Raw genomic sequence first — 15,273 nt, 5'->3', positions numbered from 1 at the left:
TTCGGCGGTACGGTCGCCGGGCTCGTCCGAGCACGGTCGGCCAGGCGGTCGTCGGCGACCGCCACGGATGGGGGTCTTGCTCAGCCCTTCATCGATCCGGCGGAGAGTCCGCCGATGATGCTGCGCTGGAAGATCAGGAAGATGACGATCATCGGAATGCTGGCGATCACCAGGCCGGCCATCATCTCGGTGGGCGGCACCTGGCTGGTGTTGGACAGCCGGCTGAGCGCGACGCTGATGGTCTGGACCTCGGTGTCCTGCAGGACCAGCAGCGGCCAGAGGAAGTCCTTCCAGATGCCGATGATCGCGAAGATCGACACGACCCCGAGCACCGGTCGGGACAGCGGCAGCACGATGTGCCACAGCACCCGTAGCCGGCCGGCGCCGTCGAGGCTGGCCGAGTCGAGCAGGTCGTTCGGGATCTGGTCGAAGAACCGCTTGAGTACGTAGATGTTGAACGCGTTCGCGGCCGCCGGCAGCCAGAGCGCCCACGGGGTGTTGAGCAGGTTGACCCCGAAGATCGGTACGTCGGTGACGGTCAGGTAGGCGGGGATGAGCAGCGCCGCCGCCGGCAGCATCAGGCTGGCCAGCATCAGCCCGAGCACCAGCTTGCCGAAGATCGGCCGCAGCTTCGACAGCGCGTACGCCACGCCGACGTCGACGACGAGCTGGATCAGCCAGCCGCCGACGGCGTAGAAGACGGTGTTGCCGAAGTAGCGGGCGATGTTCATCCGGTCCCACGCCAGCGCGTAGTTCTGCGGCTCGAACGTCTCGGGGACGAACGTGGGCGGGGTGAGGGCGAACTCGGCCGGTTCCTTCACCGCCCCGGTGACCATCCAGTAGAGCGGGAACAGGAAGACCAGGCTGAACAGGATGGTGACGACGGTCAGGACGCTGAAGTAGACGACCTTGCCGCGCGTCCGGCGCAGCTCGGTGTCGGAGATCAGGGTCCGGCCTGCGCCGCGGTCGCCGGCCGGGCGGGACGGTCGCCGGCCCGGCGCCGGGCCGGCGAGCTTCGGCAGCGGTGGCCGGGACGGAGCGGTGATCGTCATGGCGGGCCCCTCATTCCGCGGTACGGGTGAGCCGGAGGTAGAGCGCGGAGAAGGCGCCCAGTACGACGAAGAGCAGCACGCTCATGGCCGCGGCCAGCCCGAAGTCGTTGTTGACGGTGAAGGCGTAGCGGTAGATCAGCACCATCACCGTGACGGTGTCGGGGTTGGTGGTGCCGGTGAGCTGGAACGGTTCGATGAAGACCTGCATCGTCGCGATGATCTGCATCAGCAGCAGGACGAGCATGATGAACCGCAACTGCGGGATGGTGATGTGGCGCAGCCGCTGCCAGATGGTGGCGCCATCGAGTTCGGCGGCCTCGTAGAGTTCGCCGGGGATGCCCTGTAGCGCGGCGAGGTACATCAGCGTGGCGCCGCCCAGGTTGGCCCAGGTCGACACCAGGACCAGCGAGATCATGGCGGTGCTCGACGACTGGGTCCACTGCGATTCGGGCAGGCCGACGCCGCGCAGGATGGTGTTGAACAGGCCGTTGCCGGGGTCGTAGAAGTACTTGAAGAGCAGTACGACGACGATCGGCGGCAGCATCACCGGGAGGTAGACGGCCACCCGGAAGAAGCCTTTGAAGTGCCGCAACTCGTTGAGCAGCACCGCGATCGCCAGCGGTACGAGATACCCGAAGACCAGCGCCAGGCCGGTGAAGACGATGGTGTTCTTCCAGGCCGTCCAGAAGAGCGGGTCGGCGAACAGGGCCTCGAAGTTGTCCAGCCCCACCCAGTACGGGTCGGTGACGAAGTTGACCTGCTGGAAGCTGAGCACCACGCCCCGTACCAGCGGGTACCACGAGAAGAGCGCGAAGCAGGCGATGCCGGCCGCCATGAAGGCGTACGCCAGGAGGTTGTCCTGGACCTTCCGGCGGAGCCGGGCGCGTCGCGAGTCGCGGAGTCCGGCCTCGATGACCGCCATCGGACGACCTTTCGTTGATTGTCGGTGCCGTCGGTTCGCCGGTGGGGCCGCCGCCACGGCGGTTCGTGGCGGCGGCCCGGGGCCTACTGGACCGTGGCGAGAATCGTGTTGACCTGCTTCTCGGCGTCGGTGAGCAGCGCGTTGATGTCGGCGTTGGCGTCGGTGAGGACCTTCTGCATCGCGACGTCGAGCACCGCGTAGATCTGCTGCGCGTTCGGCGGTTCGAGCTTGACCGGGACGCCCGGCGCGGCGCTGATGAACGGCGCGTAGTTCTCCTGCGGGACGTTGGCGTACTGCTTGTCGGCCTCGGCCTGCTTCTGGGCGGCGGCGCCGGTCCAGATCGCCGGCTCGGGCAGGCCGACGACGTTCTTGTTCTCCGCGGCCCACTGGTTCTCCGCCGCGATCCGGTCGGGGTTGTTGAACCAGAAGGTCAGCCACTTCAGGCCGGCGCGGATCTTCTCCGGGGTGGCCTTGGCGTTGAACATGTAGCCTTCGCCGCCGCCGAGGGTGCCCTTCCCGTCCGGGATCGGGCCGAGGCCGTAGTCGGCGAAGTTGCCCTTGTACTGGTTGACGATCGTGGGGATGTTGTCGGCGGTCGCGACGTACATGCCGAGCTTGCCGGCGCCCATCATCTGGAGCAGGTCGGCCCATTCCAGAAGCTGCCGCTCGCCCATGCTCTTGTCGGTCCAGCGCATGTCCTTGAGCTGCTGGAGAACCTGCCGCCCCTGGTCGTTGTTGAACGCGGCCTTCCAGGTGCCGCCCTCGTTGACGGCGACGTCACCGCCGACGGAGTAGATCTCGGCGGTGAAGTGCCAGCCGCCGGTGTTGCTCTTGCTGTAGTCGCCGTAGCCGACGTGCCCGTCGCCGAGGGCGGCGATCTTCTGGGCGGCGGTGCGGACCTCGGCCCAGGTCTTCGGCGGGTTGTCGGGGTCGAGGCCGGCCTTGGTGAACAGAGCCCGGTTGTAGAGCAGGCCCAGCGAATAGTTCTTGTAGGGCAGTCCGTAGACCTTGCCGTCCGCGTCCGAGAAGATCTTCATCAGCTCGGGCTTGATCTGGGCGACGGCCGGGAACTCCCCGGTGTACTTCGAGATGTCGGCGACCTGGCGCTTGGCGATCAGGTTGGCCGGGTCGGTGAAGTAGACGTAGAAGACGTCTTCGAGCTGGCCGCCGGCGAGCTTCGCGGAGAACGTCTGCGGGTCCATCTTGCCCTCGCGGGCGTCGATGTCGATGTCGGGGTTCTGCTTCTCGAACTCGGCGACCATTTCGAGGAACCGGGCGTGGTTGGCGGCTTCGGTGGCCGGGGGCAGGCCGTTGACCGTGATGGTGACCTTGCCGTCGGCCGGCTTGTCGTCGTCGCCGCCGCAGGCCGCGGCGGACAGTCCGACCCCGGCGACGAGCAGCAGCCCGACGGCGCTGCGCAGCCTGGATCTGTTCATGGACGGACACCCTTCCTGGGGTTGGGCATGCGGAATCGGTGGTGGGTGTGACGCGGCTCTCGGAAGTGCCGTGTTTCGTGGCGATGACGATACAAAGGCGTACTCACTAGCGCAAGAAGTCGACTGTGTTCAGAAAATCTGCGACTGATCTTGGGAGCGTCGGCCCAGGCACGCAAAGAGGGGCGGACCGTAGCGGTCCGCCCCTCTTCGTCCAGATATTCAGTCCTGCGGCAACCTCACCGGCCGGGCACCGGCGCGGTCGAGCCGCGTACCACCAGTTCCGGCTCGAACAGCAGCTCGTCGGTGGTCACCCCGACCCCCTCGATCTGGGTGACGAGCAGGTCCACCGCGGCCTGCCCCATCGTCTCGATCGGCTGGCGCACGGTGGTCAGCGGCGGGTCGGTGCAGGTCATGAACGCCGAGTCGTCGAACCCGACCACCGAGACGTCCTCCGGCACCCGGCGGCCCATCCGGCGCGCGGCGCGGATCGTGCCGAGTGCCAGCACGTCACTGGCACAGACGATTCCGGTCACCCCACGGTCGATGAGTTTCGACGCGGCGACCCGGGCCCCCTCCATCGAGAAGCTCGACCGGGCCACGTTCTCGGTCTCCTCCGGCTGCCCGGCCCAGCCGGCCGCCGCGACCATCGCGGCGAGCTTGCGCCGGGACGGCACGTGGTCCTCGGGACCGAGGACGAGACCCACCCGCTCGTGCCCGAGCGAGCGCAGGTGCCCGTACGCCTGCTCGACCGCGACCGCGTCGTCGGTCGAGACGGTCGGGAAGCCCAGTTCGTCGACCCCGGCGTTGACCAGCACTACCGGCAGGCCACGGTCGGTCAGCCGGCGGTAGTGGTCGTGTTTCGCGTCGGCCAGCGCGTAGAGACCACCGGCGAAGATCACCCCGGACACCTGGTGGTCCAGCAGCATCTCGACATAGTCCATCTCGGACACGCCGCCGATGGTGCGGGCGCAGAGCGCCGGGGTGAAGCCGCGCTGGGCCAGCGAGCCGGTCACCACCTCGGCCAGCGCCGGGAAGATCGGGTTCTGCAGCTCGGGCAGTACCAGGCCGACCAGCCGGGCGCGCTCGCCGCGCAGCTTGGTCGGCCGTTCGTAGCCGAGGACGTCCAGCGCGGTCAGCACCGCCGTACGGGTGGCGTCGGACACGCCCTCGCGACCGTTGAGCACACGGCTCACCGTCGCCTCGCTGACCCGGGCTTTCTTGGCAACCTCGGTGAGTCGTCTCGTCACGGCCGCAATCGTACGTCAATCTTTTGCAAAAATTGCACCGGGTGTTGTCGAGCTGCGCAAGAAGCGACGCGCAAGCGACAAATCCGCGCAGTCCCCGTCACCGACCGAGGTCCGGCAGCGCCCCCTCGATGGCCCGATGGAAGGTCGGATAGGTGTAGATCATGCTACGCAGCCGCTCCACCGGCACCTCGCCGTGCACGGCCACGAGCAGCCCGCTGAGCACCTCACCACCCGACGGGCCGGCGGACGTGCCGCCGACCAGCACCCCCCGCTCCGCGTCGGCGACCAGCTTGACGAAGCCGTCCGACCGGTTGATCCAGCCGCGCGTCGAGTTCGACAGCGGATTGAACCCCACCCGTACGTCGATCCCCCGCTCGCGGGCCTGCGCCTCGGTGAGGCCGACCGCGCCGACCTCCGGGTCGGTGAACGTGACCCGGGGCAGCGCCCGGTAGTCGGCCGGCGGGCCGTCCTGGCCGAGGATGTCGCGGATCGCGATCCCCGCCCCGTACATCGCCATGTGGGTGAACGCCCCGTGGCCGGCGACATCGCCGACCGCCCAGATGCCCTCGCCAACCCGCATCCGGTCGTCGACGGTCAGGAAGCGCGCGTCCGGGTCGAGCCCCACCGCGGGCAGCCCCAGTTCGCCCAGTCGCGCCTGGCGGCCCGTCGCCACCAGCAACCTCTCCCCGGTCACCGGCTCCGCCCCGGCCAGGTGCACGGTGAACCCGTCGGCGCCGTGACCGACCCGCTCGACGCGTACCCCGGTGCGGATCTCGACGCCGTCGCGCCGCAACGCGTCCGCCAGGAGTTCCGACGACTCCGGCTCCTCCACCGCGAGCAGCCGCGGGTTCGCCTCGACCACGGTGACCCGTACGCCGAACCGGGCGAAGACCTGGGCGAGTTCCAGCCCGATCGCCCCGCCGCCGAGCACGATCAGCGAGCCCGGCAGCCGCTCGACCTCGATCGCCTCCCGGTTGGTCCAGTACGGCGTGTCCCGAAGCCCTTCGATCGGCGGCACCGAGGCGGCGGTGCCGGTGGCGATCACGATTCCCCGGGTGGCCCGGAAGACGTCGTCGCCGACCGTCACCTGGCCGGGACCGGTCAGCGTGCCCCGGCCACGGACCAGCCGTACGCCCTTGCCGGTCAGCCGGTCGGCGGCCGCCGCGTCGTTCCAGTGGTCGGTCGCGTCCTCGCGGATCCGCCGGGCCACCGGCGCCCAGTCGGGGGTCACCGTCGCCCGGCCGGCCAGGTCGTCGACCCGCCGCGCCTCGGCGAGCGCGTTGGCGGCCCGGATCATCATCTTGCTCGGCACGCAGCCCCAGTAGGGACACTCCCCGCCGACGAGCCGGCTTTCGACGCCGACGACGGACAGCCCGGCCCCGGCCAGCCGGCCGGCCACTTCCTCGCCACCGACACCGAGCCCGAGTACAACGACGTCCACGACTGCCGGTTCACCCATCCGGCCAGCATCCCACCCCGCCAAGATCCCCGTGATCAGGGATCATGTCGCGCGTGTCGTCGGCGGGTCGTGGTCCGTACTCCCTGATCACCACGATCTTGCGACGCGGACCGGGACCGGCGCCCGGGGGCGGCGGGCCCGGCCGGCGGGGAAATGGCGTGGCCGGCCGGTACGTCCGGTCGTAGCGTCTGCCGGATGGACGGACGGGTGGATCAGCGGTTCGCCGCGGTGCGGGACGTGTTCGCCGGCCTGCTCGAATCGGGCGCGGAAACGGGTGCCGGCGTCGCCGTGTGGCACGACGGCCGGCTGGTGGTCGACCTCACCGGCGGCTGGCGCGACCCCGGGCGCGGGCAGCCCTGGACCGCCGACACCCTGGTCAACGTCTATTCGGTCAGCAAGCCGTTCGCCGCGCTCTGCCTGCTGCTGCTCGTCGACCGAGGGCTGGTCGGGCTCGACGACCCGGTCGCCCGGCACTGGTCGGAGTTCACCGCCGGGGCGACCGTCCGGCACGTGCTCGCGCACACCGCCGGCCTGCCGGCGTTCCCGGTGCCCAGGCCGGCGGAGGCGTACGCCGACTGGGCGCTGCTCACCGCCGACCTGGCCGCCGCCGAGCCCCGCTGGGTTCCGGGTACGGCCGCGGCCGAGCACGCGTTGACGTACGGGCATCTGGTCGGTGAGCTGGTACGTCGCGTCGACGGCCGGTCGGTCGGCCGGTTCCTGGCCGACGAGATCGCCGGGCCGTGGCGGCTCGACCTGGCCTTCGGCCTGTCCCCGACCGACCAGCGGCGGTGCGCCGACGTCGGGTACGGCCGGCCGGACTGGGCGGCGACGGTGCTCGGTGCGCCGGGTTCGCTGCGGCGGCTCGGGTTGGGCAACCCGGCCGGCGCCCTCGATCCGGGGGTGGTGAACAGTCCACTGTGGCGGGCCGCCGAGGTGCCGGCGGTCAACCTGCACGCGACGGCGGCGGGGGTCGCCCGGTGCTACGCCGGGCTGCTGGCCGGCGGCACGCTGGACGGCGTACGGCTGTTCGGCCCGGACACCGTCGCGGAGCTGCTCCGGGTCCAGTACGACGGTCCGGACCTGCTGCTCGGCCGGCCGGTGCGCTGGTCGCTGGGGATGCAGGTCGACGACGGCGAGTGGGGCATGGGTGGTGTCGGCGGGAGTGTCGGCTTCGCCGATCCGGGGCACGGGTTCGCCTTCGCCTACGTCACCCGCCACCTGGCCGACTTCGACCGGGTCGACGCCCTGGCCGAGGCGGTGATCGGCTGCCTGTGACCACCGCAAGATCCGCGTGATCAGGGAGTTTGGCGGCCGACACGCCGGCGACCCGCGCGATTCAGTCCCTGATCACGCGGATCTTGGGGGGCCCAGCTCGGGGACCCAGCGGCGGACTCCCCGGCGGGCAGGGCGGGCAGCCGACCGACCGCGACCCCGGACGGGAGCGGCACCGTCGCCGGCGTGGCCACCTCGTCGCGCCACCGGCTGGCCGCCCAGGCGCGGAAGTACGGCGTGAAGACCTTGTAGTGGTCGCCGCCGGCCGGGGTGACCGCCCCGGGGTCGACGACGGTCAGTCCGGGGAAGAGCCGCAGCGACAGCCGGTGCCGCTCGGCCTCGGCGCGCAGCCGGCTCTCCCGGCGCCGGGCACAGCGGCTGACGTCGGCGGAGACGGCGATGCCCTCGGCGCCGGTCTCGGCGGCCAGCCGGATCGTCTCGGCGACCGGGTCACCGTGCCGCAGGACCAGGTCACCGCCCCGCTCGCGCAGCGAGCCGCGCAGGTCGGCGAGGCTCTGCGCGAGGAACCGGTCCCGGTTGGGCGAGCGGCCGGCGAGGGTCGGGTCGAGCACGAAGAGCGGCACCACCCGCTCGGCGTTGGCGCAGGCGGCGGCCAGCGCCGGTTGGTCGTGGACCCGGAGGTCGCGGGTGAAAAGGACGATCGCCGTACGCATCGACCTCACCGCGGCGACGGACCGGGTACGGCGACCGGGGTGCCCGGCCGGGCCAGCAGCGACCGGGCGGCGACGGCGGCCCGACGGCGGCCCGGGACGGTCGCCCGGCGGACGAAGGGGTCGTAACCGGCGGCGGCGATCTCGTCGAGGATGCCCCCGTAGAGAGCGAACGCGGTGCGCACGCACGCCTGGGAGGCGGGGGCCAGCATCGCCACCCCGGGGGCGGCGGCGGCGTAGTGCGCCTGGGCGCGGGTGACGGCGTACTCGATCAGCTCCCTGGTCCGGGCGGTGCCGCGGCCGTCGCGGGCGGCGGTGACCAGGTCGGCGCGGCCGACCCCGAACTTGTCGAGGTCCTCGTCGGGCAGGTAGGTGCGGCCGCGGGCCAGGTCCTCGCCGACGTCGCGGATGAAGTTGGTGAGCTGGAAGGCGAAGCCGAGCTGGCGGGCCGGCTCGCGGGCGGCGGCGGGGTCGGCCGCGCCGAGGATCGGCAGCATCATCGTGCCGATCACGGCCGCCGACCCCTCCATGTAGTCGAGCAGGTCGTCGTAGCTGGCGTACGAGGTGATGGTGAGGTCCATCGCCATGCTGCGCAGGAACGACGCGAAGTCGGCCCGGTCGAGCTGGAAGACCGCGATGGTGTGCAGCACGGCGGGCAGCAGCGGGTCGTCGACGGGCTCGCCGTGCAGGCCGGCGAGGAACCGGGCGGACCAGGCGTCGAGCCGGGCGGTCCGCTCGGCGACCGACGCGTCGCCGGTCCGGTCGACGATCTCGTCGGCGTAGCGGGTGAACCCGTACAGCGCATGGACATGCCGACGTTTCCAGGCCGGCAGCAGCCGGGTCGCGAGATAGTAGGTGCGTCCGTGCCGTTTGTGCAGCTCACGGCAGCGTTCATAGGCCGCGGCAAGATCTGTCTCCATGGGACCTCCTCGGATAGATCGACGCAGCAATCGACGCAACTCGCAACTCTAGGGTACGCTCGGCGTCGTGGCCAACGACACACTCCCGACGTTCCCGGGTGATGCCCGCCCCGTTGCGCCCCCGCCCGCTCCGTCTCCCAGCGAGCTGATCGGGCTGATCGAGCAGACCCTGATCGACTTCCTGGACTCCGAGGTGGCCGCGATCGAGGAGATCGACCCCGCCCTCGGCGACCTCGCCCGCACCGCCCGCGACTGCGTACTCGCCGGCGGCAAGCGGCTGCGCCCGGTCTTCGCCCACTGGGGCTGGCGCGGGGTCCGCGCGCACCAGCCGGTCGCGTCCACCCTTCCGGCGCTGGCCGCGCTGGAGCTGCTGCACGCGTTCGCCCTCGTGCACGACGACGTCATGGACCGCTCCGCCACCCGGCGCGGCCGGCCCACCGCGCACCGGGTGCTCGCCGACCAGCACGTCGCGGCCGGGCGCACCGGCGACCCGGACCACTTCGGCACGGCCGGCGCCGTGCTCGTCGGCGACCTCTGCCTGGTGTGGGCCGACCGGCTGCTCGCCGGGGCCGGCCTGCCGGCCGCCTCGGTGCTGGCCGCCCGCCGCTGCTACGACCAGATGCGGATCGAGGCGATCGCCGGGCAGTACCTCGACATCCTCGGCGACACCGACGCCGCCAACTGGTCGGTCGACCGGGCGCTGCGGGTGGCCCGGCACAAGACCGCCAGCTACACCGTGCAGCGCCCGCTGCTGTTCGGCGCGGCACTCGCCGGCGGTGCCGCCGGGCCGGCCGGGCCGGTCACCGCCGCCTACAGCCGGTACGGAATCGCCGTCGGCGAGGCGTTCCAGCTCCGCGACGACCTCCTCGGCGTGTACGGCGACCCGCGGCGCACCGGCAAGCCGGCCGGCGACGACCTGCGTACCGGCAAGCCGACGGTGCTGCTGCTGCTCGCCGACCAGTTCGCCACCGCCGCGCAACGGGCCGAGCTGGCCCGGGGGCGGGCGGGCACGGTCGGGGTCGGCAGGCTCGCCGAGGTGGTCACCGCCACCGGCGCCACCGCCCGGGTCGAGCAGATGATCGAGGCGCGGGTCGCCGACGCGCTCGACTCGATCGGAACCGCGCCGATCGACCCGGTCGCCCGTCGGGCACTGGCCGACCTCGCCGTACGGGCCACGGATCGGCGGGCATGATGGAGGCCCGGAGAGGGGTGGCCCAATGCGCAAGGTGAGCGGACCGACCGATCGGGTGGTCGTCGTCGGTGCCGGGCTCGGCGGCCTCGCCGCGGCCCTGCACCTGGCCGGCAGCGGTCGTCAGGTCACCGTCCTGGAGCGGGAGCCGGTGCCCGGCGGGCGGGCCGGCCGGCTCAGCGTCGACGGCTACGAGTTCGACACCGGGCCGACCGTGCTGACCATGCCCGACCTGATCGCCGAGCCGCTCGCCGCCGTCGGCGAGGAGCTGACCGACTGGCTCGACCTCGCCCCGGTCGACCCCGCCTACCGGGCCTACTACCCCGACGGCTCCACCCTCGACGTGATCACCGACACCGCCCGGATGGCGGCCGAGATCTCGCGGGTGTGCGGTCCCCGGGAGGCCGACGGCTACCTGCGGTTCGTCGATTTCGCCCGCGACCTGTGGCAGCTGGAGCGGACCGACTTCATCGACCGCAACTTCGACAGCCCCCGCGACCTGCTGACCGCCAACCTGCTCCGGCTGCTTTCGACCGGCGCGTTCCGCCGGCTGCAAACCAAGATCAACCAGTTCTTCACCGATCCCCGGACCCGGCGGATCTTCTCGTTCCAGGCCATGTACGCCGGCCTGGCCCCGCACGACGCGCTCGCCATCTACGCGGTGATCGCCTACCTCGACTCGGTCGCCGGGGTCTACTACCCGCGTGGCGGGATGCACGCCGTACCCCGGGCCCTGGCCGGGGCGGCGGAGAAGCACGGCGTACAGATTCGCTACGGCACCACGGTCACCCGGGTGGAGACCTCGGCCGGCCGGGCCAGCGCGGTGATCACCGCCGACGGCGAGCGGGTCCCCGCCGACGTCGTCGTACTCAACCCCGACCTGCCGGTCGCCTACCGCGACCTACTGCCGGCCGCCCGCTACCGGCGGCTGCGCCACTCGCCGTCCTGCGTGGTGCTGCACATCGGTTCCCGGCAGCCCTACTCGAAGATCGCCCACCACAACATCCACTTCGGCCGGCCGTGGAAGGGCACCTTCGACGAGATCATCAAGCGGGGCGAGCTGATGTCCGACCCGTCACTGCTGGTCACCAACCCGAGCCGGGCCGACCCGTCGGTCGCGCCCGCCGGGCGGCAGACCTACTACGTGCTGGCGCCGGTGCCGAACCTCGACCGGGGCCGGCTCGACTGGCGCGGCGACCTGCCCACGCGCTACGCGGACGAGTTGATGCGTACGCTCGAGGCGCGCGGCTACCGCGACTTCCGGGCCGGCGTCGAGGTGTCCCGGGTGGTCACCCCCGCCGACTGGGCCGACCAGGGCATGGCGGCGGGCACCCCGTTCGCCGCCGCGCACAGCCTCTTCCAGACCGGCCCCTTCCGCCCGAACAACCTGCACCCCACGCTGTCCAACGTGGTCTTCGTAGGATCTGGGACACAACCCGGTGTGGGCGTGCCGATGGTGCTGATCTCCGGCAAGCTCGCCGCCGGCCGAGTGACGGGAGGCACCCGGTGACCCTCTCCCGCGAGGCACACCTGGTCGAGTTGGTCAACGACACCGGCAACCCGATCGGCGAGTGCACCGTCGACGACGCCCACCGTCCGCCGGGCCGGCTGCACCGGGCGTTCTCGGTCTTCCTGGTCGACCCGACCGGCCGGGTCCTGCTCCAGCAGCGGGCCGCCGTCAAGACCAGGTTCCCGCTGCGCTGGGCCAACAGCTGCTGCGGGCACCCGGCGCCGGGCCAGTCGTTGGCCGAGGCCGCCAACCGGCGGCTCGGCGAGGAACTGGGCATACCGCCGGTCGACCTCACCGAGGTCGGCGTCTACGTCTACTACGCCGAGGACCCCGCCACCGGCCGGGTCGAGTTCGAGTACGACCACGTGCTGCGGGCCGAACTTCCCCCCGGCACGACCCTGGCCCCGGCTCCCGAAGAGGTGGCCGACGTGCGTTGGGTGACCCGCGAGGAGTTGCTGACCGGGCTCGCCGAACAGCCGCGGCAGCACGCGCCGTGGCTCGCCGGCGTCACCGACCGGCTCTTCAGCCCCGGGCGGGCGGGAGCGGACGGCATCGTCGTACCGGGTTCCGGCGCCACCATCGACGAAGCGCCGGAGCGGTCAGGTGGGCGATGACGCCCTGAGCGCGGGCGCCGTCGCGCGCCGGCTCGGCGTCGCCGTGACGACGCTACGCACCTGGCACCAGCGGTACGGCCTGGGGCCGAGCCAGCACGTGCCCGGGCACCACCGGCGCTACACCGCCGAGGACCTCGCCCGGCTGGAGGTCATGCGGCGGCTGACCGCCGAGGGTGTCACGCCGGCCGAAGCGGCCGGCTGGGCGCGCCGTACCACGGTCGCGCCCAGGCCCGACACCTCTCGCAACGCGGCCCCCCGCCAGGGGGCCGCCGGCCGGGCCGGCGGTGGCTTCGCCATCCCGGTCGGCCGGGCCGGTCCGGCCGCCCGCGGCCTGGCCCGCGCCGCCATGCGGCTCGACTCGACCGCCATGCGGGAGCTCATCGAACGGCAGGTGGCCGCCCACGGCGTCGTCCGGACCTGGGACGAGATGCTGCGGCCCGTCCTGGTCGGGATCGGCGAGCGGTACGCGACCACGTCCCGCCTGATCGAGGTCGAGCACCTGCTGTCCCGCTGCGTGTCGGAGGTCCTCGGCGCCGTACGCCGGCCGGCCGAAGCAGCCCGCATCCTGCTGTCCTGTGCCGACGAGGAGCAACACAGCCTGCCGCTGGAGGCGCTCGCCGCCGCGCTGGCGCAGGCCGGCGTCGGCTGCCGGCTGCTCGGCGCACGGGTGCCGACCGTCGCCCTGGTGGACGCCGTGGACCGGACCGGGCCGGCGGTGGTCGTCGTGTGGTCGCACGCCCCCGCCACCGCGCGTACCGAGCAACTGGCGGCCGTACTGTCCGTGCCCCGCCGCCCGCTGCTGGTGATGGCGGCCGGTCCCGGTTGGGCGGCCGGCCCGCTTCCCGCCGGGGTGCGGTCCCCGGCAGACCTCACCGAGGCGGTCGTTCTCGCCGGCGCGGTGGCCGTGCCGGATCGCCCGGTAACCGGCTGATCGGAGTCGTCTATCCGGTATCGCACGCCGTCGGCGGTGGGCTAGCGTGAGCCCGACGTCCTGCCCGAATTTCCCCTCGGGAGCCGACGATGAAGCAACGTGCCGCCCTCGGGTCCGGCGTGGTCGTACTCGCGCTGCTGCTCGGCGCGGGCTGGATAGCCTCCCGCCCGACCAGCCACCCCACCTTCCGGACGGCGCCACCGGCGACCGGAATCCCGGCGCCCGACGGCACACCGTCCCGGCCGGCGACACCGTCGAGTGCACCGCCGACCGGTACGCCGGCCGCCACCCGGTCGGCGGCGGCCACGCCCGGACCGACCGCGACCACGAGCACGACTCCGGCGCCACTGCCGGTACGGCGCACGACCGGACGCAAGGGAGTGGCGCTGACGTTCGACGACGGGCCGCACCCGGTCTGGACACCGAAGGTGCTCGACCGGCTGCGGGCGGCCCGGGTCAGGGCGACGTTCTGCGTCGTCGGCTCACAGGTACACCGCCACCCCGCTCTTGTCGCCCGGATCGTCCGCGAGGGGCACACCCTGTGCAACCACACCTGGCATCACGAACTCGACCTCGGCAACCGCCCACCGGCGGAGATCCGGGCCAACCTGGAGCGCACCAACCGGGAGATCCGGCGGGCGGTACCGGACGCCCGGATCCCCTTCTTCCGGCACCCGGGTGGCCGGTGGACCGAGGCGGCGATCTCGGTCGCCGAGGAGTTGGGGATGGCCTCCATCGACTGGGACGTCGACCCACGGGACTGGGAGAAGAAGACCAGAGCATCCGAGATCACCGAACGGGTGCTCAAGAAGGCCCGGCCCGGCTCCATCGTGCTGCTGCACGACGGGGGTGGCGACCGGGCGGCGACGCTGGACGCCTGTGCCGGGCTGATCGGCAAACTCCAGGACCGGTACGAGATCATCCTGCTCGACACTTGATCACGGTGTTTCCGCAGGTCAGCGGCATGATCGCGAGATGAGCGGTATCGGTTTGGTTCTGGGGCGGGGCATCACGTATGCTTTCCAAGCCTCCGGCGCCGCCGGATGGGAGCTCTACCGCTGGAGTCGCGATGTGCGATGATGGCGGGGCCGCCCTCATCGTCTAGCGGCCCAGGACGCCGCCCTTTCAAGGCGGTAGCACGGGTTCGAATCCCGTTGGGGGCACATTCCGGCCTAGCCGGAGCAGCAAGGTCCTGTGGAGCAGTTGGAGTGCTCGCCGCCCTGTCAAGGCGGAGGTCGCGGGTTCAAGTCCCGTCAGGACCGCCAGCGCCGCTCGCCGCGCGTGTCTACGCGCGGCGTTCTGCGTTTCGGAGACTGGCACCCGCCGCGCGGTCACACCACGAGACGGGTACCATGAACCGAGCAACACGGCCAGATAGCTCAGTTGGTACGAGCGTCCGACTGAAAATCGGAAGGTCGGCGGTTCGACCCCGCCTCTGGCCACATAGCCTTTCGCCGGGCTACAGCAACGCCGACCAGCGGAAACGCCGGTCGGCGCTTTGCTTTGTCAGCACCGCAAACCTTCCGATTTTCAGCTGGACGGTCCGTTGCCCCTGCCGCTGCGATGGACATCGGAGGTGCCGGCGGGTGCGACAATCGGGACCCCGTCCTGACATCCGGTAGCGAGGCCGTCGCGATGACGTACCAGCAGTTCCCCGAGCAGCCGCAGTACTCCGCGCCCCCAGCCAACCTGCCCATCCCCCAACCGCCGCACTGGTCGCCGCCGAACTCCGCGCCGCCCACGTTGCCGTACGGCGTGATCCCGGTCGTCCCGATCGCCGCCAAGTCGGCCGGCGCCGCCGTCGCGCTCGAACTCGTGCTCGGCATCTTCGGCATCTTCGGGGTGGGCAACCTCTACGCCCGGCAGATCGGGCTGGGGATCGCGTTGATGGTGTCCTACTGGGTCTTCTTCTGGATCAACATCTTCCTCATCGGCATCGTGATCGGCCTCGTGACGCTGCCCCTGACCTGGGTCGTCTACATGGTCGTCGGCCCGCTGACGGCGGCCCGCGGGGTCACCCGGCACAACATGGGCATGCTCCGCTGACGGC

Annotated in this window: 13 protein-coding genes, 3 tRNA genes and 1 pseudogene; 10 read left to right on the top strand and 7 right to left on the bottom strand. The window is 71.7% G+C overall.

From position 1 onward, the window contains the following. Positions 1-80: 80 nt before the first annotated feature. The 5 genes from QCD66_RS00970 to QCD66_RS00950 form a co-directional block, all read right to left on the bottom strand. Positions 81-1,052 (bottom strand): carbohydrate ABC transporter permease, encoded by a 972-nt coding sequence (locus QCD66_RS00970; protein WP_364220925.1) that lies wholly within the window; start codon positions 1,050-1,052, stop codon positions 81-83. A gap of 10 nt (positions 1,053-1,062) precedes the next feature. Next, on the bottom strand, positions 1,063-1,974 hold the full coding sequence (locus QCD66_RS00965) for a sugar ABC transporter permease (RefSeq protein ID WP_357542313.1): 912 nt from the start codon (positions 1,972-1,974) through the stop codon (positions 1,063-1,065). Positions 1,975-2,057: 83 nt separating this feature from the next. After that, entirely contained in the window at positions 2,058-3,410 is a 1,353-nt protein-coding gene (locus QCD66_RS00960; protein WP_375732697.1) for an ABC transporter substrate-binding protein, read from the bottom strand. 236 nt (positions 3,411-3,646) lie between these two features. After that, positions 3,647-4,657 carry a LacI family DNA-binding transcriptional regulator gene (locus tag QCD66_RS00955; protein WP_212824650.1) on the bottom strand — a complete coding sequence of 337 codons (1,011 nt, stop codon included), beginning with the start codon at positions 4,655-4,657 and terminating at the stop codon, positions 3,647-3,649. Between the two features lie 97 nt (positions 4,658-4,754). Next, on the bottom strand, positions 4,755-6,116 hold the full coding sequence (locus QCD66_RS00950; RefSeq protein WP_375732696.1) for a dihydrolipoyl dehydrogenase family protein: 1,362 nt from the start codon (positions 6,114-6,116) through the stop codon (positions 4,755-4,757). Between the two features lie 195 nt (positions 6,117-6,311). On the opposite strand from QCD66_RS00950, the gene QCD66_RS00945 reads away from it, so the two are divergent. After that, the gene (locus QCD66_RS00945; protein WP_375732695.1) at positions 6,312-7,391 is read left to right on the top strand and encodes a serine hydrolase domain-containing protein; all 1,080 of its coding nucleotides are present in this window, start codon (positions 6,312-6,314) and stop codon (positions 7,389-7,391) included. A gap of 113 nt (positions 7,392-7,504) precedes the next feature. Here QCD66_RS00945 and QCD66_RS00940 read toward each other — a convergent pair. Both QCD66_RS00940 and QCD66_RS00935 read right to left on the bottom strand, forming a co-directional pair. Beyond that, positions 7,505-8,062: pseudogene (locus QCD66_RS00940) on the bottom strand (deoxyribodipyrimidine photo-lyase); the annotation flags it as partial. A gap of 5 nt (positions 8,063-8,067) precedes the next feature. Further along, positions 8,068-8,979, bottom strand: a complete 912-nt coding sequence (locus tag QCD66_RS00935) for a phytoene/squalene synthase family protein (RefSeq protein ID WP_364220912.1) — start codon at positions 8,977-8,979, stop codon at positions 8,068-8,070. A gap of 67 nt (positions 8,980-9,046) precedes the next feature. Between QCD66_RS00935 and QCD66_RS00930 the strand changes: the two genes are divergently transcribed. The 9 genes from QCD66_RS00930 to QCD66_RS00890 all read left to right on the top strand — a co-directional run bounded on the left by QCD66_RS00930 (position 9,047) and on the right by QCD66_RS00890 (position 15,269). Further along, the gene (locus tag QCD66_RS00930; protein ID WP_375732694.1) at positions 9,047-10,171 is read left to right on the top strand and encodes a polyprenyl synthetase family protein; all 1,125 of its coding nucleotides are present in this window, start codon (positions 9,047-9,049) and stop codon (positions 10,169-10,171) included. A 25-nt stretch (positions 10,172-10,196) separates the two neighbouring features. After that, positions 10,197-11,678: a phytoene desaturase family protein gene (gene crtI, locus QCD66_RS00925; RefSeq protein WP_375732693.1), complete on the top strand. Its 1,482-nt coding sequence runs from the start codon at positions 10,197-10,199 to the stop codon at positions 11,676-11,678. Then, the gene (gene idi / locus QCD66_RS00920) at positions 11,675-12,292 is read left to right on the top strand and encodes an isopentenyl-diphosphate Delta-isomerase (protein ID WP_357542299.1); all 618 of its coding nucleotides are present in this window, start codon (positions 11,675-11,677) and stop codon (positions 12,290-12,292) included. The genes crtI and idi overlap by 4 nt, the downstream gene beginning before the upstream one ends. After that, entirely contained in the window at positions 12,282-13,223 is a 942-nt protein-coding gene (locus QCD66_RS00915) for a MerR family transcriptional regulator (RefSeq protein WP_375732692.1), read from the top strand. The genes idi and QCD66_RS00915 overlap by 11 nt, the downstream gene beginning before the upstream one ends. 89 nt (positions 13,224-13,312) lie before the next feature. Next, positions 13,313-14,161: a polysaccharide deacetylase family protein gene (locus QCD66_RS00910; RefSeq protein ID WP_375732691.1), complete on the top strand. Its 849-nt coding sequence runs from the start codon at positions 13,313-13,315 to the stop codon at positions 14,159-14,161. A 152-nt stretch (positions 14,162-14,313) separates the two neighbouring features. After that, a tRNA-Glu gene (locus QCD66_RS00905) sits at positions 14,314-14,386 on the top strand. 25 nt (positions 14,387-14,411) lie between these two features. Next, positions 14,412-14,488 (top strand) — tRNA-Asp (locus tag QCD66_RS00900). A 103-nt stretch (positions 14,489-14,591) separates the two neighbouring features. Continuing rightward, a tRNA-Phe gene (locus QCD66_RS00895) sits at positions 14,592-14,665 on the top strand. Positions 14,666-14,858: 193 nt separating this feature from the next. Beyond that, a complete protein-coding gene (locus tag QCD66_RS00890; RefSeq protein WP_364220898.1) occupies positions 14,859-15,269 on the top strand; it encodes a hypothetical protein in 411 nt (136 codons plus the stop codon). The last annotated feature ends 4 nt before the right edge of the window (positions 15,270-15,273 follow it).

The organism is Polymorphospora sp. A560, assembly GCF_045781765.1.
In the GTDB taxonomy this organism is placed as follows: Bacteria; Actinomycetota; Actinomycetes; order Mycobacteriales; family Micromonosporaceae; genus Polymorphospora; species Polymorphospora lycopeni.
The sequence above is the reverse complement of the archived record's forward strand: the minus strand, read 5'-3'. Positions and strand labels throughout refer to the sequence as shown.

Bases quoted from the DNA above. Each gene is read 5' to 3' on its own strand.
- QCD66_RS00935 (WP_364220912.1), bottom strand. From the start codon at position 8,979: ATGGAGACAGATCTTGCCGCGGCCTATGAACGCTGCCGTGAGCTGCAC.
- QCD66_RS00945 (WP_375732695.1), top strand. From the start codon at position 6,312: ATGGACGGACGGGTGGATCAGCGGTTCGCCGCGGTGCGGGACGTGTTC.
- QCD66_RS00910 (WP_375732691.1), top strand. From the start codon at position 13,313: ATGAAGCAACGTGCCGCCCTCGGGTCCGGCGTGGTCGTACTCGCGCTG.
- QCD66_RS00890 (WP_364220898.1), top strand. From the start codon at position 14,859: ATGACGTACCAGCAGTTCCCCGAGCAGCCGCAGTACTCCGCGCCCCCA.
- crtI (WP_375732693.1), top strand. From the start codon at position 10,197: ATGCGCAAGGTGAGCGGACCGACCGATCGGGTGGTCGTCGTCGGTGCC.
- QCD66_RS00960 (WP_375732697.1), bottom strand. From the start codon at position 3,410: ATGAACAGATCCAGGCTGCGCAGCGCCGTCGGGCTGCTGCTCGTCGCC.
- QCD66_RS00970 (WP_364220925.1), bottom strand. From the start codon at position 1,052: ATGACGATCACCGCTCCGTCCCGGCCACCGCTGCCGAAGCTCGCCGGC.
- QCD66_RS00950 (WP_375732696.1), bottom strand. From the start codon at position 6,116: ATGGGTGAACCGGCAGTCGTGGACGTCGTTGTACTCGGGCTCGGTGTC.
- QCD66_RS00965 (WP_357542313.1), bottom strand. From the start codon at position 1,974: ATGGCGGTCATCGAGGCCGGACTCCGCGACTCGCGACGCGCCCGGCTC.